At 65.9% G+C, this 16,340-nt stretch carries 25 protein-coding genes; all 25 read right to left on the minus strand.

Features of this window, described 5'->3' with window-relative positions; genetic code table 11:
• A complete protein-coding gene (locus RIF65_RS07620; protein WP_309065511.1) occupies positions 1-609 on the minus strand; it encodes an adenylate kinase in 609 nt (202 codons plus the stop codon).
• Positions 606-1,928, minus strand: a complete 1,323-nt coding sequence (gene secY / locus RIF65_RS07625; protein ID WP_309065512.1) for a preprotein translocase subunit SecY — start codon at positions 1,926-1,928, stop codon at positions 606-608. The genes RIF65_RS07620 and secY overlap by 4 nt, the downstream gene beginning before the upstream one ends.
• Before the next feature lie 113 nt (positions 1,929-2,041).
• A complete protein-coding gene (gene rplO, locus RIF65_RS07630; protein WP_309065513.1) occupies positions 2,042-2,662 on the minus strand; it encodes a 50S ribosomal protein L15 in 621 nt (206 codons plus the stop codon).
• A complete protein-coding gene (rpmD, locus tag RIF65_RS07635) occupies positions 2,662-2,847 on the minus strand; it encodes a 50S ribosomal protein L30 (protein ID WP_193596799.1) in 186 nt (61 codons plus the stop codon). The genes rplO and rpmD overlap by 1 nt, the downstream gene beginning before the upstream one ends.
• On the minus strand, positions 2,847-3,551 hold the full coding sequence (rpsE, locus tag RIF65_RS07640) for a 30S ribosomal protein S5 (RefSeq protein WP_375142138.1): 705 nt from the start codon (positions 3,549-3,551) through the stop codon (positions 2,847-2,849). Before rpsE ends, rpmD begins: the two co-directional genes overlap by 1 nt.
• Complete coding sequence (gene rplR, locus RIF65_RS07645; protein ID WP_309065515.1) at positions 3,548-3,907, minus strand: 50S ribosomal protein L18; 360 nt, start codon at positions 3,905-3,907, stop codon at positions 3,548-3,550. Before rplR ends, rpsE begins: the two co-directional genes overlap by 4 nt.
• 2 nt (positions 3,908-3,909) lie before the next feature.
• A complete protein-coding gene (gene rplF, locus RIF65_RS07650; protein WP_309065516.1) occupies positions 3,910-4,446 on the minus strand; it encodes a 50S ribosomal protein L6 in 537 nt (178 codons plus the stop codon).
• Between the two features lie 6 nt (positions 4,447-4,452).
• Positions 4,453-4,851 carry a 30S ribosomal protein S8 gene (gene rpsH / locus RIF65_RS07655; RefSeq protein WP_309082503.1) on the minus strand — a complete coding sequence of 133 codons (399 nt, stop codon included), beginning with the start codon at positions 4,849-4,851 and terminating at the stop codon, positions 4,453-4,455.
• Positions 4,852-4,984: 133 nt separating this feature from the next.
• On the minus strand, positions 4,985-5,575 hold the full coding sequence (gene rplE / locus RIF65_RS07660) for a 50S ribosomal protein L5 (RefSeq protein ID WP_309082504.1): 591 nt from the start codon (positions 5,573-5,575) through the stop codon (positions 4,985-4,987).
• Positions 5,575-5,934, minus strand: a complete 360-nt coding sequence (rplX, locus tag RIF65_RS07665; RefSeq protein ID WP_309082505.1) for a 50S ribosomal protein L24 — start codon at positions 5,932-5,934, stop codon at positions 5,575-5,577. The genes rplE and rplX overlap by 1 nt, the downstream gene beginning before the upstream one ends.
• A 2-nt stretch (positions 5,935-5,936) precedes the next feature.
• Positions 5,937-6,305: a 50S ribosomal protein L14 gene (gene rplN, locus RIF65_RS07670; protein WP_025102399.1), complete on the minus strand. Its 369-nt coding sequence runs from the start codon at positions 6,303-6,305 to the stop codon at positions 5,937-5,939.
• Positions 6,302-6,619: a 30S ribosomal protein S17 gene (gene rpsQ, locus RIF65_RS07675; protein ID WP_309082506.1), complete on the minus strand. Its 318-nt coding sequence runs from the start codon at positions 6,617-6,619 to the stop codon at positions 6,302-6,304. Before rpsQ ends, rplN begins: the two co-directional genes overlap by 4 nt.
• A complete protein-coding gene (gene rpmC / locus RIF65_RS07680; RefSeq protein ID WP_309082507.1) occupies positions 6,619-6,933 on the minus strand; it encodes a 50S ribosomal protein L29 in 315 nt (104 codons plus the stop codon). The genes rpsQ and rpmC overlap by 1 nt, the downstream gene beginning before the upstream one ends.
• Positions 6,933-7,352: a 50S ribosomal protein L16 gene (gene rplP / locus RIF65_RS07685; protein WP_099194600.1), complete on the minus strand. Its 420-nt coding sequence runs from the start codon at positions 7,350-7,352 to the stop codon at positions 6,933-6,935. The genes rpmC and rplP overlap by 1 nt, the downstream gene beginning before the upstream one ends.
• A complete protein-coding gene (gene rpsC / locus RIF65_RS07690) occupies positions 7,352-8,098 on the minus strand; it encodes a 30S ribosomal protein S3 (RefSeq protein ID WP_309082508.1) in 747 nt (248 codons plus the stop codon). Before rpsC ends, rplP begins: the two co-directional genes overlap by 1 nt.
• Complete coding sequence (gene rplV / locus RIF65_RS07695) at positions 8,098-8,496, minus strand: 50S ribosomal protein L22 (protein ID WP_309082509.1); 399 nt, start codon at positions 8,494-8,496, stop codon at positions 8,098-8,100. Before rplV ends, rpsC begins: the two co-directional genes overlap by 1 nt.
• Before the next feature lie 25 nt (positions 8,497-8,521).
• A complete protein-coding gene (gene rpsS, locus RIF65_RS07700; protein WP_223170705.1) occupies positions 8,522-8,803 on the minus strand; it encodes a 30S ribosomal protein S19 in 282 nt (93 codons plus the stop codon).
• 12 nt (positions 8,804-8,815) lie between these two features.
• Positions 8,816-9,655 (minus strand): 50S ribosomal protein L2, encoded by an 840-nt coding sequence (rplB, locus tag RIF65_RS07705; RefSeq protein WP_309082510.1) that lies wholly within the window; start codon positions 9,653-9,655, stop codon positions 8,816-8,818.
• A gap of 20 nt (positions 9,656-9,675) precedes the next feature.
• Complete coding sequence (rplW, locus tag RIF65_RS07710) at positions 9,676-9,996, minus strand: 50S ribosomal protein L23 (protein ID WP_309082511.1); 321 nt, start codon at positions 9,994-9,996, stop codon at positions 9,676-9,678.
• Positions 9,993-10,655 carry a 50S ribosomal protein L4 gene (rplD, locus tag RIF65_RS07715; protein WP_309082512.1) on the minus strand — a complete coding sequence of 221 codons (663 nt, stop codon included), beginning with the start codon at positions 10,653-10,655 and terminating at the stop codon, positions 9,993-9,995. The genes rplW and rplD overlap by 4 nt, the downstream gene beginning before the upstream one ends.
• Positions 10,656-10,657: 2 nt before the next feature.
• Positions 10,658-11,317 (minus strand): 50S ribosomal protein L3, encoded by a 660-nt coding sequence (gene rplC / locus RIF65_RS07720; RefSeq protein WP_309066776.1) that lies wholly within the window; start codon positions 11,315-11,317, stop codon positions 10,658-10,660.
• Positions 11,318-11,325: 8 nt separating this feature from the next.
• Entirely contained in the window at positions 11,326-11,634 is a 309-nt protein-coding gene (gene rpsJ, locus RIF65_RS07725) for a 30S ribosomal protein S10 (RefSeq protein WP_017201594.1), read from the minus strand.
• 797 nt (positions 11,635-12,431) lie between these two features.
• Entirely contained in the window at positions 12,432-12,644 is a 213-nt protein-coding gene (locus tag RIF65_RS07730; RefSeq protein WP_309066775.1) for a hypothetical protein, read from the minus strand.
• A gap of 154 nt (positions 12,645-12,798) precedes the next feature.
• Positions 12,799-13,992, minus strand: coding sequence for an elongation factor Tu (gene tuf, locus RIF65_RS07735; RefSeq protein ID WP_309082513.1), 1,194 nt, complete (start codon positions 13,990-13,992; stop codon positions 12,799-12,801).
• Positions 13,993-14,184: 192 nt separating this feature from the next.
• Positions 14,185-16,299: an elongation factor G gene (gene fusA / locus RIF65_RS07740; protein ID WP_309066773.1), complete on the minus strand. Its 2,115-nt coding sequence runs from the start codon at positions 16,297-16,299 to the stop codon at positions 14,185-14,187.
• Positions 16,300-16,340: the final 41 nt, after the last annotated feature.

The raw sequence follows: 16,340 nt of genomic DNA on the forward strand, positions 1-16,340 counted from the left end.
TCAGACCAGCTCGCGCAGCCCGCGCGCGGTCAGCGCGGCGGAGATGCGCTCGGTGATCTCGTCGAGCGAACCGACGCCGTCGACCCGGTCGACGATGCCGCGCTCCTCGTACACCGAGATGATCGGCGCGGTCTCGTTCTCGTAGATGTCGAGGCGGTGTGCGATGGCTTCCTCGGTGTCATCCGAGCGGCCCTGCTCCACCGCGCGCAGGCGCAGGCGGGCGATGCTCTCCTCACGGGGGACGTCGAGCAGGATGACGGCATCCAGCGCCTCACCGCGGCCGGCGAGGAACTCGTCGAGGTGCCCCACCTGGGTCGTGTTGCGGGGGTAGCCGTCGAGCAGGAAGCCGTTCTCGGCGTCCTCCTGCGACAGCCGGTCGCGCACGATCTCGCTGGTGAGCTCGTCGGGGACGAGGTCGCCGGCGTCGAGGATGGCGGTGACCTTCTGCCCCAGCTCGGTGCCCTGCTTGATGTTGGCGCGGAAGATGTCGCCCGTGGAGACCACCGGGATGCCGAACGATTCGGCGATCCGGACACCCTGGGTGCCCTTGCCGGATCCCTGCGGGCCGACGATGAGGAGTCGAGCGGCGGTTCGCGTTCCTTCGGTCATCGGAGGAGCCCTTCGTAGTGGCGCTGCTGCAGCTGCGCGTCGATCTGCTTCACCGTCTCGAGGCCGACACCCACGATGATGAGGATCGAGGCGCCACCGAACGGGAAGTTCTGGTTCGCCTGCACGGTCGCCAGCGCGATCAGCGGGATCAGCGCGACGATGCCGAGGTAGAGCGAACCGGGGAACGTGATGCGGGTGAGGACGTAGTCCAGGTACTCGGCCGTCGGGCGGCCGGCGCGGATGCCGGGGATGAACCCGCCGTACTTCTTCATGTTGTCGGCGACCTCGACCGGGTTGAACGTGATAGCGACGTAGAAGTACGTGAATCCGATGATGAGCAGGAAGTACACCGCCATGTAGAGCGGGTGATCGCCCGTCGTGAAGTAGGTCGACACCCACGCCACCCAGGCGGGCGGCTCGCTGCCGTCGGTGGGGGTGTTGAACTGCGCGACGAGCATCGGGATGTACAGCAGCGAAGAGGCGAAGATGATCGGGATCACGCCCGCCATGTTCACCTTGATCGGAATGTACGTGTTGGTGCCGCCGTAGGTGCGCCGGCCGACCATGCGCTTGGCGTACTGCACGGGGATCCGTCGCTGCGACTGCTCGACGAACACGACCATGCCCATGACGACCACGCCGATGAGCAGCACCAGCAGGAAGGTCTCGAAGCCCTTCGCCTCCCAGATGCCCCACATGGCGCCGGGGAAGGTGGCCGCGATCGAGGTGAAGATCAGCAGCGACATGCCGTTGCCGATGCCGCGCTCGGTGACGAGCTCGGCGAACCACATGATGAGGCCTGTGCCGGCGGTCATCGCGATGATGATGAGCAGCTGCGCCCACCACACGTCGTTGGTCAGCAGGTTCTGGCAGGCGGCGATGTCGGTGGTGCCGAACAGCTGGCCGCTCCGCGCCACGGTGACCAGCGTGGTGGACTGCAGCAGCGCGAGCGCGATGGTCAGGTAGCGCGTGTACTGCGTCAGCTTGGCCTGGCCGGCCTGGCCCTCCTTGTGGAGGGTCTCGAAGTGCGGGATCACCACGCGCAGCAACTGCGTGATGATCGTCGCGGTGATGTAGGGCATGACGCCCAGAGCGAAGATCGACAGCTGCAACAGCGCGCCGCCGGAGAACAGGTTGACCAGCCCGAGCAGACCCTCCGTGCCGGCGTTGGCCGCCAGACACTCCTCGACGTTCGGGAAGTGCACGAACGGGGCGGGCACGTTCGAGCCCAGACGGTAGAGGGCGATGATCCCGATCGTGAAAAGGATCTTGTGCCGCAGGTCTGGCGTGCGGAAGATTCGCGCGATGGCGCTAAACAAGGGCGTTCCTCCTGAAGGGATTGCCGTACCTCGAAGAACGGCCGAAAGTCCAGGGTAACGCACGGGAGGGGCCGGAGAATCTCCGACCCCTCCCAGCGTTGATCACTGACGTGTCACTTGACCGACCCGCCGGCGGCGACGATCTTCTGCTCGGCGCTGCCCGAGACCTTGTCGACCGAGACCGTGAGCTTGACGGAGATGTCCCCGTCACCCAGGACCTTGACCTTCTCGTTCTTGCGCACGGCACCCTTGGCGACCAGGTCGCTGACGGTGACGTCCCCACCCTGCGGGTAGAGCTCGGCGAGCTTCGCCAGGTTCACGACCTGGTACTCGACGCGGAACGGGTTCTTGAACCCGCGCAGCTTCGGGGTACGCATGTGCAGCGGCATCTGCCCACCCTCGAAGCCGGCGCGCACGGTGTTGCGGGCCTTGGTGCCCTTGGTGCCGCGACCGGCGGTCTTGCCCTTCGAGCCCTCACCGCGACCGACACGGGTCTTCGCGGTGTTGGCGCCGGGGACGGGACGCAGGTGGTGGACCTTCAGCACGGCGGGACGCGATGCCACGGCATCCGTCTTCGCCTCCGCCTTCTTGGCCGGAGCCTTCTTCGCGGCGGGCTTCTTCTCCGCGGTCTTCTTCTCGGCCGGCTTCTCAGCGGCCTTCTTCTCGGCGGCCGCCTTCGGCGCCGCCTTCTTGGCGGACTTCTCTGCCTCGACGGCTTCGTTCTTCTCAGCCATTAGTCGATCTCCTCAACCTTGACGAGGTGAGCGACGGTGCGGACGTACCCGCGCGTCTGCGCGTCGTCGGGACGGACGACCGAGTCGCCGATCCGCTTGAGGCCGAGCGAACGCAGCGTGTCGCGCTGGTTCTGCTTCTCACTCACCTTGGACTTGATCTGCGTGACCTTGAGGCGCTCAGCCATCAGGCACCTACCTTCTGCGCGGCGGCGGCGGCAGCAGCCTTCGCCTCGTTGCGGATGATGATCTCCGGCACGACCGCGTCGTAGTCGAGACCACGGCGAGCGGCGACGGCGCGCGGCTCCTCGAGGCCCTTCAGCGCCTCGACGGTCGCGTGCACGATGTTGATCGTGTTCGACGAGCCGAGCGACTTCGACAGGACGTCGTGGATGCCGGCGCACTCGAGCACGGCGCGGACGGGACCGCCGGCGATGACACCGGTACCGGCGGCAGCCGGACGCAGCAGCACGACACCGGCAGCGGCCTCACCCTGCACCGGGTGCGGGATGGTCGAGCCGACGCGGGGCACGCGGAAGAAGTTGCGCTTGGCCTCCTCGACACCCTTCGAGATCGCCAGGGGCACCTCGCGGGCCTTGCCGTAGCCGACGCCCACCAGACCGTTGCCGTCACCGACGACCACGAGAGCGGTGAAGCTGAAGCGACGACCACCCTTCACGACCTTCGAGACGCGGTTGATGGTGACGACGCGCTCCAGGAACTGGTTGTCGCCACGGTCGCGCGAGTTGCGGTCGCGACCCTGGTTGCGGTCGCGACCACCACGACGGCCGTCGCGCTGATCACGAGTCGGCTCGGCCTGCGTGGTGCCGGCCGCCGTCTCGGAAGTGGCAACAGCCGCTTCGGTCACTTCGTTCTCCTTGTTGTCACTCACAGTGCCAGCCCCCCTTCACGGGCGCCATCGGCGATGGCGGCGACACGACCGGCGTAGCGGTTGCCGCCACGGTCGAACACTGCCTCGGAAACGCCGGCGGCCTTCGCACGCTCGGCGACGAGCTCGCCCACCTTGCGGGCCTTGGCGGTCTTGTCACCGTCGAAGGAACGCAGGTCGGTCTCGAGCGTGGACGCGGAGGCCACGGTGTGGCCCTTGCTGTCGTCTACGAGCTGCACGAACACGTGGCGTGCAGAACGGGTGACGACCAGACGCGGACGCACCTCGGTGCCGACGACCTTCTTGCGAAGACGTGCGTGGCGACGCGCGCGGGCGGCGGACTTGGACTTCACAGCCATGGTTACTTACCAGCCTTTCCGGCCTTGCGACGCACGACCTCGCCGGCGTAGCGCACACCCTTGCCCTTGTACGGCTCGGGCTTGCGGATCTTGCGGATGTTGGCGGCGACCTCACCGACGGCCTGCTTGTCGATGCCGCTCACGGTGAGCTTGTTCGTGCCCTCGACCGTGAACGTGATGCCGGCCGGCGGGTCGACGAGCACGGGGTGCGAGAAGCCGAGGGCGAACTCGACCGAGCTGCCCTTCTGCTGCACGCGGTAACCGGTGCCGACGACCTCAAGGCCCTTGGTGTAGCCCTGGGTGACGCCGATGATGTTGTTGTTGATGAGCGTGCGGGTCAGGCCGTGGAGCGACCGCGACTCACGCTCGTCGTCGGGACGGGTGACGAGAACCTGGTTCTCCTCGACCACGACCTCGATGGGGCTGGCCACCGTGAGGGTGAGCTCACCCTTGGGGCCCTTCACCGCGACCTCGCGGTCGTTGACCGTGATGGTCACACCCGCGGGGATCTCGATGGGAAGACGTCCGATACGCGACATGTCAGATCACCACACGTAGGCGAGAACTTCTCCGCCCACGCCCTTCTGCTCAGCCTGACGGTCGGTGAGAAGACCGGAGGAGGTGGACAGGATCGCAACGCCGAGGCCGCCGAGGACCTTGGGCAGCTCGGTCGACTTCGCGTAGACGCGAAGACCGGGCTTGGAGACGCGCTTGATCCCGGCGATGGAGCGCTCACGGTTCGGGCCGTACTTGAGCGAGAGTGTGAGGTTCTTGCCGACGCGGGCGTCGGTGACCTCGAAGCCGGCGATGTAGCCCTCCTGCTGGAGGATCTCGGCGATGTGCGTCTTGAGCTTGCTCGACGGCATGGTCACGGAGTCGTGGTGCGCCGAGTTCGCGTTGCGCAGACGGGTCAGCATATCTGCGACCGGGTCTGTCATTGTCATTGTTTTCTTCTTTCGATCATGAGGTTCCGGCTGCCGTTACACGACAGACGGCCTGCGATGAACACGCAATCTTCAATTGTACGGCACGCATGACAGGATGCCGGACGGCGGGCGTCCGGCATCCTGCATCGCGTCAGGCCGGGGCGTCGGCGGCCTTGAACGGGAAGCCGAGGTGGCGCAGGAGTGCGCGGCCCTCTTCGTCCGTCTTGGCGGTCGTCACCACGGTGATGTCGAAACCGCGGACGCGGTCGATCTTGTCCTGGTCGATCTCGTGGAACACGCTCTGCTCCTGGAGACCGAACGTGTAGTTGCCGTTCCCGTCGAACTGCTCGCCCGACAGCCCGCGGAAGTCGCGGATGCGGGGCAGCGCGAGGTTCACCAGGCGGTCCAGGAACTCCCAGGCGCGGTCACCGCGGAGGGTGACGTGCGCACCGATGGGCTGGCCCTCGCGCAGCTTGAACTGCGCGATCGACTTGCGAGCCTTGGTGACGATCGGCTTCTGGCCGGTGATCTTGGTGAGGTCGTCGACCGCACCCTCGATCACCTTGCTGTCACGAGCCGCCTCACCGACACCGGTGTTGACGACGACCTTGACCAGACCGGGGATCTGCATGACGTTCTTGTAGCCGAACTCGTCCTGCAGAGCCTTCTTGATCTCGTTGTTGTACTTCTGCTTCAGGCGGGGCTGGATCTTGCCAGCCACCGCGGCAGTGGTGTCGCTCATCAGAGGTCCTTACCGCTCTTCTTCGCGTAGCGCACGCGGACCGTGCGCTTCACGCCATCCTTGACCTGCTCCTCGACGCGGTGACCGACACGGGTCGGCTTCTTGCTCGAGGGGTCGACCAGGGCGACGTTGGAGATGTGGATCGGGGCCTCGACGGTCTCGATGCCACCGGTCTTGGAGCCGCGCTGCGTCTGGCCGACGCGGGTGTGACGGGTGACGTAGTTGACGCCCTCCACCACGACGCGGTTCTGCTCGACGAGGACCTCGAGGACCTTGCCCTGCTTGCCGCGGTCGCCGCCCTTGTCCTGCTTGCGACCGGTGATGACCTGAACCAGGTCACCCTTCTTGATGTTCGCCATGATCAGATGACCTCCGGGGCGAGCGAGACGATCTTCATGAACTTCTTGTCACGAAGCTCACGACCGACCGGCCCGAAGATACGGGTGCCGCGGGGCTCCCCGTCGTTCTTCAGGATCACGGCGGCGTTCTCGTCGAACTTGATGTACGAGCCGTCGGGACGACGCGTCTCCTTCTTGGTGCGGACGATGACCGCCTTGACGACGTCGCCCTTCTTGACGTTGCCGCCCGGGATCGCGTCCTTCACCGTCGCGACGATGGTGTCGCCCAGACCGGCGTACCGGCGGCGCGAACCACCGAGGACACGGATCGTGAGCAGCTCCTTCGCACCGGTGTTGTCGGCGACCTTGAGGCGGGACTCCTGCTGAATCACTTGGCCTTCTCCAGAATCTCAACCAGACGCCAGCGCTTCGTGGCGCTCAGCGGCCGGGTCTCGTTGATGAGGACCAGGTCGCCGATGCCGGCGGTGTTGTTCTCGTCGTGCGCCTTCACCTTGGAGGTGCGGCGGATGACCTTGCCGTAGAGCGGGTGCTTCACGCGGTCCTCGACCTCGACGACGATGGTCTTGTCCATCTTGTCGCTGACGACGTAACCACGACGCGCCTTGCGGTAACCGCGGGCGTTCTCGTCGCGCACGTCGTGCTCGGCGGACTCGTGGCCGGCCTCTGCAACCTTCTTCTCAGCCATTACTCGGCCTCCTCCTTCGGCGCCTCGGCCTCATCGGCCTTCTTCGCCTTCGACTTGGACGCCTTCTTGGCCGGAGCCTCGACCGGAGCGGGCGTCGCACGGATGCCCAGCTCGCGCTCGCGGATCACGGTGTACAGGCGCGCGATGTCGCGCTTGACGGCGCGGATGCGGCCGTGGCTCTCCAGCTGGCCGGTGGCCGACTGGAAGCGGAGGTTGAACAGCTCCTCCTTGGCCTTGCGCAGCTCCTCGACGAGGCGCTGGTCTTCGAACGTGTCGAGCTCGGCGGGTGCGAGCTCCTTGGTGCCGATCGCCATTACGCGTCGCCCTCCTCGCGCTTGATGATGCGTGCCTTGAGCGGCAGCTTGTGAATGGCCCGGGTGAGCGCCTCGCGAGCGAGCTGCTCGTTCACGCCCGCGACCTCGAAGAGGACGCGGCCCGGCTTGACGTTTGCGACCCACCACTCCGGGGAGCCCTTACCGGAACCCATGCGGGTCTCGGCCGGCTTCTTCGTGAGCGGACGGTCGGGGTAGATGTTGATCCACACCTTTCCACCACGCTTGATGTGACGGGTCATCGCGATACGAGCGGACTCGATCTGACGGTTGGTCACGTATGCGGGGGTCAGTGCCTGGATGCCGAACTCGCCGAAGGAGACCTTCGTGCCACCGGTCGCCTGGCCCGAACGCTTCGGGTGGTGCTGCTTGCGGTACTTGACCTTGCGAGGGATGAGCATTATGCCGACGCTCCTTCTGCGACAGGTGCCTCGTTGCGCGGGGCGCGACGACGGTCGCCACGGTCGCGCGACGACTTCTGGTTGGCCTGCTCGCGCGCGAGTTCCTTGTTGGTGAGGTCGCCCTTGTAGATCCAGACCTTCACGCCGATGCGGCCGAAGGTGGTCTTGGCCTCGTAGAAGCCGTAGTCGATGTTCGCGCGCAGCGTGTGCAGCGGCACACGACCCTCGCGGTAGAACTCCGACCGGCTCATCTCCGCGCCGCCGAGACGGCCGGAGACCTGGATGCGGATGCCCTTGGCGCCGGCGCGCTGGGCGCCCTGCAGACCCTTGCGCATCGCGCGACGGAACGCCACACGAGCAGACAGCTGCTCGGCGATGCCCTGCGCGACGAGCTGAGCGTCGGCCTCGGGGTTCTTCACCTCGAGGATGTTCAGCTGGATCTGCTTGCCGGTCAGCTTCTCGAGGTCGCCGCGGATGCGCTCCGCCTCGGCGCCGCGGCGGCCGATGACGATGCCGGGACGCGCCGTGTGGATGTCCACACGCACGCGGTCACGGGTCCGCTCGATCTCGATGTTGCTGACACCGGCGCGGTCGAGCTGCGTCTGCAGCAGGCGACGGATCTTGATGTCCTCGGCCACGTAGTCGGCGTAACGCTGGCCCGGCTTCGTCGAGTCGGAGAACCAGCGGGACACGTGGTCCGTGGTGATGCCGAGGCGGAAGCCGTACGGGTTTACCTTCTGTCCCATTACTTGCTCGCCTTCTTCGTCTCGGCCACCGGGGCCGCGTCAGCGACCTCGGGCGTGGCCAGCACGACCGTGATGTGGCTCGTGCGCTTCTTGATCTGGAATGCGCGACCCTGAGCGCGTGGCTGGAAACGCTTGAGCGTCGTGCCCTCGTCGACGTACGCGTTCTTCACGTACAGGTCCTGCTCATCCAGGAACTCGCCGTCGCGGTCGGCCTTGACCTGTGCGTTCGCGATGGCAGCGTGCACGAGCTTGTAGATCGGCTCGCTGGCACCCTGCGGTGCGAACTTCAGAATGGCCAGGGCTTCCTGCGCCTGCTTGCCCTTGATGAGGGCGACGACACGACGAGCCTTCTGAGGGGTCACGCGGATGTGTCGCACGCGTGCGATGGACTCCACCATTTCTCTCTCCTCTATCGTCCCCGCGTCAGCGGCGACGGCCCTTCTTGTCGTCCTTCTCGTGGCCGCGGAAGGTGCGGGTGGGCGCGAACTCGCCCAGCTTGTGGCCGACCATGGTCTCGGTCACGAACACGGGGATGTGCTTGCGACCGTCGTGCACGGCGATGGTGTGACCCAGCATGGCCGGGATGATCATCGAACGGCGCGACCAGGTCTTGATGACGTTCTTGGTACCGGCTTCGTTCTGCCCGACCACCTTGCGAAGCAGGTGCTCGTCGACGAAGGGGCCCTTCTTGAGACTGCGTGGCATCTTCCTCTACTCCTACTTGCGCTTCTTGCCAGCGGTGCGGCGACGGACGATGTACTTGTCGCTTTCCTTGTTGGCGTGACGGGTGCGTCCCTCAGCCTGGCCCCACGGGGAGACGGGGTGACGTCCACCGGACGTCTTGCCCTCACCACCACCGTGCGGGTGGTCGACCGGGTTCATGGCGACACCGCGCACGGTCGGGCGGACGCCCTTCCAGCGCTTGCGGCCGGCCTTGCCCCAGTTGATGTTCGACTGCTCGGCGTTGCCGACCTCGCCGATGGTCGCGCGGCAGCGCGCATCGACGTTGCGGATCTCGCCGGAGGGCAGACGCAGCTGAGCGTAGGGGCCGTCCTTCGCGACCAGACGCACGGAGGCGCCGGCCGAACGGGCCATCTTCGCTCCGCCGCCGGGACGCAGCTCGATCGCGTGGATCACGGTACCGGTGGGGATGTTCTTCAGCGGCAGGTTGTTGCCCGGCTTGATGTCCGCAGCGGCACCGGACTCGATGATGTCGCCCTGCTTCAGCTTGTTCGGCGCGAGGATGTAACGCTTCTCGCCGTCGAAGTAGTGCAGCAGCGCGATGCGTGCGGTGCGGTTGGGGTCGTACTCGATGTGAGCGACCTTGGCGTTGATGCCGTCCTTGTCGTTGCGACGGAAGTCGATGACGCGGTACTGGCGCTTGTGGCCACCGCCGATGTGGCGGGTGGTGATGCGGCCCTGGTTGTTGCGGCCACCGGTCTTCGAGAGCGGGCGCAGCAGCGACTTCTCCGGCGTCGATCGGGTGATCTCGGCGAAGTCGGCCACCGACGAACCGCGGCGACCAGGGGTCGTGGGCTTGTACTTGCGAATAGCCATTATCTGTCCTTATCCCCCGGTCAGCCGACTGCCGTGAAGATGTCGATGGAGCCCGACTTCAGCGACACGATGGCGCGCTTGGTGTCCTTGCGCTTGCCGGTGCCGAAGCGGGTGCGGCGGGCCTTGCCGACGCGGTTGATCGTGTTCACCGAGGCGACCTTGACGCCGAAGATCTTCTCGATCGCGAGCTTGATCTCGGTCTTCGAAGCGCGGGGGTCCACCAGGAAGGTGTACTTGCCCTCGTCGATCAGACCGTAGCTCTTCTCGGAGACGACCGGGCCCAGGATGATGTCGCGCGGGTCCTTGTTCAGGGCCGTCGCGAGGATGTTCTGCTCGGTCATGCCGAAACCTCCTCGGTTGCACCGGTCTTCGAGGCGATGAACGCCTCGAGAGCGGCCTTGGTGAAGACGATGTCGTCGGAGACGACCACGTCGTAGGCGTTCAGCTGGTCGAAGCTGAGCACGTGCACGTTCGCCAGGTTGCGGACGCTCTTCACGGTCAGCTCGTCGTCGCGCTCGATGACGACCAGGACGTTCTTCGACGGCGCGATGCCGGCGAGCAGCGCGGCCGCGGTCTTGGTCGAAGGAGTGCTGTCGGCGACGAAGGCCTCGACGGCGTGCAGGCGCTCACCGCGGAAGCGGTCGCTCAGCGCGCCACGGAGGGCGGCGGCGATCATCTTCTTGGGGGTGCGCTGCGAGTAGTCGCGCGGCTTCGGGCCGTGGACGATGCCACCACCGGTCATGTGCGGGGCGCGGATCGAACCCTGACGGGCGTTACCGGTTCCCTTCTGCTTGAACGGCTTGCGGCCGGCGCCGGAGACCTCACCGCGACGCTTGGTCGAGTGGGTGCCCTGGCGTGCCGCGGCGAGCTGCGCGACGACGACCTGGTGGATCAGCGGGACGTTGGTCTTGACGTCGAAGATCGCGGCGGGAAGCTCGATGGAGCCAGCCTTCTTGCCGTCGACAGCGAGGACGTCGAGCGCGAGAGTCGAGTCGGCCATGATCAGGCACCCTTCACTGCGTTGCGGACGTAGACGATGCGGCCGCGCGCGCCGGGGACGGCGCCCTTGACGAGCATGAGTCCCTTCTCGGCGTCGATGGCGTGCACCGTGAGGTTGAGGACGGTCACGCGCTCGCCACCCATACGGCCGGCCATGCGCATGCCCTTGAAGACGCGGCTCGGGGTCGACGATGCGCCGATCGAACCGGGCTTGCGGTGGTTGCGGTGCGCACCGTGCGATGCCGAGACGCCCTTGAAGTTGTGGCGCTTCATGACACCCGCGGTGCCCTTGCCCTTGCTGGTGCCGACGACGTCGACCAGCTGACCGGCCTGGAACAGACCGTCGACCGTCAGCTCCTGACCGAGTGAGTAGTCAGCAGCATCCGCGGTGCGGATCTCGGTGACGTGACGACGCGGCGTGACGCCGGCGGCCTCGAAGTGGGCGGTCAGGGGCTTGTTGACCTTGCGGGGGTCGATCTGGCCGTAGGCGATCTGAACGGCCTTGTAGCCATCCTTCTCGGGGGTACGGATCTGGGTGACCACGTTCGGAGCCAGCTCGATGACGGTCACGGGAACGAGCTTGCCGTTCTCGTTCCACACCTGGGTCATGCCGAGCTTGGTGCCGAGCATGCCCTTGGAAATCTTTGCGTTGATGTCAGCCATGTCGATCCTTACAGCTTGATCTCGATGTTGACGTCTGCCGGAAGGTCGAGGCGCATCAGCGAATCCACGGCCTTGGGCGTCGGGTCGACGATGTCGATCAGACGCTTGTGGGTGCGCATCTCGAAGTGCTCGCGGCTGTCCTTGTACTTGTGGGGCGACCGGATGACGCACACGACGTTCTTCTCGGTCGGAAGCGGCACGGGGCCGACGACAGTCGCGCCCGCACGGGTCACGGTGTCGACGATCTTGCGCGCCGACGTGTCGATGACCTCGTGGTCATACGACTTCAGGCGAATGCGGATCTTCTGTCCCGCCATTGTCTGCTCACTCTCTTTAAGGCGTCTTACCGTCCGGGGCCGGGTGACCCTGGGGCATTGGACGCACGTCGGCGCTGTTCACGCCACGGCACTCGCTTCTCGGACTCTCGGATCAGGATCTCCGAGCCCGTCGAAGGGCTGCACCACTGTTCTGCTGTCAGCCGCACACCGAGGCATGCGGATGCCGACCCCCGATGTGCAGGCACGCCGGGATCCCCATCAGGAGGTGTCGGATTGTGTGTTCTGCTGCCCGCGGCCTAGATCCCTGCGCATGCCTCTCGGGAGAGGGCGCCGTCTATGCACTGCCCTGGCAGTGATCCCGCGCGCAACGCGCAGGAATGTGGAACCTGTCTATTCTGCCATGGCGTGTTCGGCTACTGCAAACCCGGGCGTGTCGCGCTCGGCGAGGGGCCTCGGAGACGCGCGGGATGGGGCATCCCCATGCCCCATCCCGCGCTTTGGGATGTCCGGTGGGAGGGGGCACACCGGACGGGAGGCAGCGACGAGAAGGGATGCCGGCTGCCTCGTTCATGGGCGCGGCCTTTCGGCCGCGCGGGCATGGCGATGCACCGGCGGTGTCCCCGCGCGCTCAGCACGCTGTTCCCCAAGATGAATCCCCATTCATACCGGGCGTCTTCCCGGACGCCCGACTGCCGCGCATTTCCCCAGGCGGCGATCACAGTCTAGGGCAGAAGGCGTCACCACCGCGGGAAAAGTTCCCGCAGGTCCTCGGGGCTCGGACAATAAAGAGGCGGCGCCCCGAATGGGTGCGCCGCCTCCGCCGAGGTGTACTCAGATCACTCCGTGCCGACTGCCTTGTCGACGTTGTCACGGACGCCGTCGATGTGCTCGGCCGCGCCGGGCGCGACCTTCTTCGCGAAGCCGGCGACGCCGTCGAGGATCTGGTCGCTGATCCCCTCCGCCTGCTCGCTGTGGATCGCGTCGTCGATCCTGTCCTTGTTCTGGTCGAACAGTTCCTTGCCCTGGTTCACGATGTCCTCGATACCCATGGGTCTCCTCCCCTTTTCTGCGATGCGAGATGTCGCACCAGGTACCTTTCTACGCGATCGGGCACCGGTTGCAACAGAGCCGCGCGATGCGGCATCCGCTGGGGCACGCAAAAGGGGCCGGACCCGAAGGCCCGACCCCTTTTCGAAGCAGTGCTTACTCGACGACCTTGGTCACCGTGCCGGCGCCGACGGTGCGGCCACCCTCACGGATCGCGAAGCCGAGGCCCTCCTCCATGGCGATCGGCTGGATCAGCTCGACCGACATGTCGGTGGTGTCGCCGGGCATGACCATCTCGGTGCCCTCGGGCAGCGTGATGACGCCGGTGACGTCGGTGGTGCGGAAGTAGAACTGCGGACGGTAGTTCGTGTAGAAGGGGTTGTGGCGGCCACCCTCGTCCTTGGACAGGATGTACGCGGTGCCCTCGAACTTCGTGTGCGGGGTGATCGAACCCGGCTTCACGACGACCTGGCCGCGCTCGACGTCCTCGCGCTTGGTGCCGCGGAGGAGAAGACCGCAGTTCTCGCCGGCCCATGCCTCGTCGAGCTGCTTGTGGAACATCTCGATACCGGTGACCGTGGTCTTCTGGGTCGGGCGGATGCCGACGATCTCGACCTCGGAGTTGATGGCGAGGGTACCGCGCTCGGCGCGGCCGGTGACGACGGTGCCACGACCGGTGATCGTGAAGACGTCCTCGATCGGCATCAGGAACGGCTTGTCGCGGTCACGCTCCGGGTCCGGAACGCTGTCGTCGACGGCCTGCATGAGCTCGAGGATGGACTGGGTCCACTTCTCGTCGCCCTCGAGGGCCTTCAGAGCGGAGACGCGCACGACGGGAGCGTTGTCGCCGTCGAAGCCCTGCGACGAGAGCAGCTCGCGGACCTCGAGCTCGACGAGCTCCAGGATCTCCTCGTCGTCGACCATGTCGGCCTTGTTCAGCGCGACGAGCAGGTAGGGGACGCCGACCTGCTTGGCGAGCAGGACGTGCTCACGGGTCTGGGCCATCGGGCCGTCGGTGGCGGCGACCACGAGGATCGCGCCGTCCATCTGAGCGGCACCGGTGATCATGTTCTTGACGTAGTCGGCGTGGCCGGGGGCGTCGACGTGAGCGTAGTGACGCTTCGGGGTCTCGTACTCGATGTGCGAGATGTTGATGGTGATACCGCGCTGACGCTCTTCGGGCGCCGAGTCGATCGAGGCGAAGTCACGCTTGACGTTGGTCTCCGACGGGTACGTGTCGGCAAGCACCTTCGAGATCGCGGCCGACAGCGTGGTCTTGCCGTGGTCGACGTGCCCGATGGTACCGATGTTGACGTGCGGCTTGGTCCGCTCGAACTTGGCCTTGGCCACTGGGTCCTCCTCAGGACGATCGTGTAGTGATTCCGGGCACTGGATTGCGACCGGTTCGCTACGGGATAGGTTCTCAGTTTAGTGTGTTTCGGCTCAGCCCTGATGGGCTTCGCTCAACAACCGAATGTGTGAAGTTGTGGGGAGCCCTCCCCGGGCCCTTCGACTCGCTCAGCGACCCGGGGAGGGAAGGGCTTACTCGCCCTTGGCCTTCTGGATGATCTCGTCGGCGACGGCCTTCGGGACCTCGGCGTAGCTGTCGAACTCCATGGAGTAGACGGCACGGCCGGAGGTCTTCGAGCGCAGGTCGCCGATGTAGCCGAACATCTCGGACAGCGGCACCGAGGCGCGCACGACCTTGACGCCCTGCGCGTCCTCCATCGACTGGATCTGACCACGACGGGAGTTCAGGTCGCCGATGACGTCGCCCATGTACTCCTCGGGGGTGCGGACCTCGACGGCCATCAGCGGCTCGAGCAGCACCGGGTTGGCGCGGCGCGCAGCCTCCTTGAAGCCCATCGAACCGGCGATCTTGAACGCCATCTCCGAGGAGTCGACGTCGTGCGAGGCGCCGTCGACGAGGGTCGCCTTAACGCCCACCATCGGATAGCCGGCGAGCACGCCGACGTTCATGGCGTCCTGGAAGCCGGCGTCAACCGACGGGATGTACTCGCGCGGGACGCGACCACCGGTGACGGCGTTCTCGAACTCGTACGTCTTGTCGGCCGTGACCTCGAGGGGCTCGATGGTGAACTGGATCTTCGCGAACTGACCCGAACCACCCGTCTGCTTCTTGTGGGTGTAGTCGTGCTTCTCGACGGCCTTGCGGATCGTCTCGCGGTACGCGACCTGCGGCTTTCCGACGTTCGCCTCGACCTTGAACTCGCGCTTCATGCGGTCCACGAGGATGTCGAGGTGCAGCTCGCCCATGCCCTTGATGGTCGTCTGACCGGTCTCGGGGTTGAGCTCGGTGCGGAAGGTCGGGTCCTCCTCGGCGAGCTTCTGGATCGCGAGACCCAGCTTCTCCTGGTCGGCCTTGGTCTTCGGCTCGATGGCGACCTCGATCACCGGCTCCGGGAAGGTCATCGACTCGAGCACGACCGGCTGCGCGATGTCGGCGAGGGTGTCACCGGTGGTGGTGTCCTTCAGGCCGATGACGGCGTAGATGTTGCCGGCGGTCAGCTTGTCGACCGGGTTCTCCTTGTTGGCGTGCATCTGGAAGATCTTTCCGATGCGCTCCTTCTTGCCCTTGGTCGAGTTGATGACCTGGGCACCGGACTCGAGCTCGCCCGAGTAGACGCGCACGTAGGTCAGACGACCGAAGAACGGGTGAACGGCGACCTTGAACGCCAGCGCCGCGAAGGGGTCCTTCGCGTCCGGGTGACGCTCGATGATCTTCTCCTCGTCCTTCGGGTCGTGCGCCTCGATGGCGGGCACGTCCAGCGGGGAGGGGAGGTAGTCGATGACGGCGTCGAGCATCGGCTGCACACCGCGGTTCTTGAACGCCGAGCCGCACAGCACGGGGTAGATCTCCGAGGCGATGACCAGCTTGCGGATCGCGCCCTTGATCTCGGCGACGGTCAGCTCCTCGCCGCCGAAGAACTTCTCCAGCAGCGCGTCGTCGGTCTCGGCGACGGTCTCCAGCAGCTGCTGGCGGTACTCCTCGGCCTTGTCCTTGAGGTCGGCCGGGATCTCCTGGATCTCGTACTGCGCACCCATGGTCACGTCACCCTTGGCGTCGCCCGGCCAGACCAGGGCGCGCATCTCGATGAGGTCCACGACGCCGACGAAGTCGTTCTCGGCGCCGATCGGCAGCTGCAGCACCAGCGGCTTGGCGCCGAGGCGGTTCACGATGGTGTCGACGGTGTAGTAGAAGTCCGCGCCCAGCTTGTCCATCTTGTTGACGAAGCAGATGCGGGGGACGTTGTACTTGTCTGCCTGACGCCACACGGTCTCGGACTGGGGCTCGACGCCCTCCTTGCCGTCGAAGACGGCGACGGCACCGTCGAGGACGCGGAGCGAGCGCTCCACCTCGACGGTGAAGTCCACGTGACCGGGGGTGTCGATGATGTTGATCTGGTTCTTGTTCCAGAAGCAGGTCACGGCGGCGGACGTGATGGTGATGCCGCGCTCCTTCTCCTGCTCCATCCAGTCGGTCGTCGAGGCGCCGTCGTGCGTCTCGCCCAGCTTGTGGTTGACACCCGTGTAGAACAGGATGCGCTCGGTGGTGGTGGTCTTGCCGGCATCGATGTGGGCCATGATGCCGATGTTGCGGACCTTGCTCAGGTCGGTGAGCACTTCTTGTGCCACGGGGGTTCCTCCGGGATGGTTCAGGAACGATCAGAGAAGGT

Source organism: Microbacterium sp. (assembly GCF_031180975.1).
In the GTDB taxonomy this organism is placed as follows: Bacteria; Actinomycetota; Actinomycetes; order Actinomycetales; family Microbacteriaceae; genus Microbacterium.

Excerpts from the sequence above, each read along its gene's own strand:
- RIF65_RS07620 (WP_309065511.1), bottom strand. The coding sequence starts at position 609 with ATGACCGAAGGAACGCGAACCGCCGCTCGACTCCTCATCGTCGGCCCG.
- rplO (WP_309065513.1), bottom strand. The coding sequence starts at position 2,662 with ATGGCTGAGAAGAACGAAGCCGTCGAGGCAGAGAAGTCCGCCAAGAAG.
- rpmD (WP_193596799.1), bottom strand. The coding sequence starts at position 2,847 with ATGGCTGAGCGCCTCAAGGTCACGCAGATCAAGTCCAAGGTGAGTGAG.
- rplR (WP_309065515.1), bottom strand. The coding sequence starts at position 3,907 with ATGGCTGTGAAGTCCAAGTCCGCCGCCCGCGCGCGTCGCCACGCACGT.
- rplF (WP_309065516.1), bottom strand. The coding sequence starts at position 4,446 with ATGTCGCGTATCGGACGTCTTCCCATCGAGATCCCCGCGGGTGTGACC.
- rpsH (WP_309082503.1), bottom strand. The coding sequence starts at position 4,851 with ATGACAATGACAGACCCGGTCGCAGATATGCTGACCCGTCTGCGCAAC.
- rplE (WP_309082504.1), bottom strand. The coding sequence starts at position 5,575 with ATGAGCGACACCACTGCCGCGGTGGCTGGCAAGATCCAGCCCCGCCTG.
- rplX (WP_309082505.1), bottom strand. The coding sequence starts at position 5,934 with ATGGCGAACATCAAGAAGGGTGACCTGGTTCAGGTCATCACCGGTCGC.
- rpsQ (WP_309082506.1), bottom strand. The coding sequence starts at position 6,619 with ATGGCTGAGAAGAAGGTTGCAGAGGCCGGCCACGAGTCCGCCGAGCAC.
- rpmC (WP_309082507.1), bottom strand. The coding sequence starts at position 6,933 with ATGGCGATCGGCACCAAGGAGCTCGCACCCGCCGAGCTCGACACGTTC.
- rplP (WP_099194600.1), bottom strand. The coding sequence starts at position 7,352 with ATGCTCATCCCTCGCAAGGTCAAGTACCGCAAGCAGCACCACCCGAAG.
- rpsC (WP_309082508.1), bottom strand. The coding sequence starts at position 8,098 with ATGGGACAGAAGGTAAACCCGTACGGCTTCCGCCTCGGCATCACCACG.
- rplV (WP_309082509.1), bottom strand. The coding sequence starts at position 8,496 with ATGGTGGAGTCCATCGCACGCGTGCGACACATCCGCGTGACCCCTCAG.
- rpsS (WP_223170705.1), bottom strand. The coding sequence starts at position 8,803 with ATGCCACGCAGTCTCAAGAAGGGCCCCTTCGTCGACGAGCACCTGCTT.
- rplB (WP_309082510.1), bottom strand. The coding sequence starts at position 9,655 with ATGGCTATTCGCAAGTACAAGCCCACGACCCCTGGTCGCCGCGGTTCG.
- rplW (WP_309082511.1), bottom strand. The coding sequence starts at position 9,996 with ATGACCGAGCAGAACATCCTCGCGACGGCCCTGAACAAGGACCCGCGC.
- rplD (WP_309082512.1), bottom strand. The coding sequence starts at position 10,655 with ATGGCCGACTCGACTCTCGCGCTCGACGTCCTCGCTGTCGACGGCAAG.
- rplC (WP_309066776.1), bottom strand. The coding sequence starts at position 11,317 with ATGGCTGACATCAACGCAAAGATTTCCAAGGGCATGCTCGGCACCAAG.
- rpsJ (WP_017201594.1), bottom strand. The coding sequence starts at position 11,634 with ATGGCGGGACAGAAGATCCGCATTCGCCTGAAGTCGTATGACCACGAG.
- RIF65_RS07730 (WP_309066775.1), bottom strand. The coding sequence starts at position 12,644 with ATGGGTATCGAGGACATCGTGAACCAGGGCAAGGAACTGTTCGACCAG.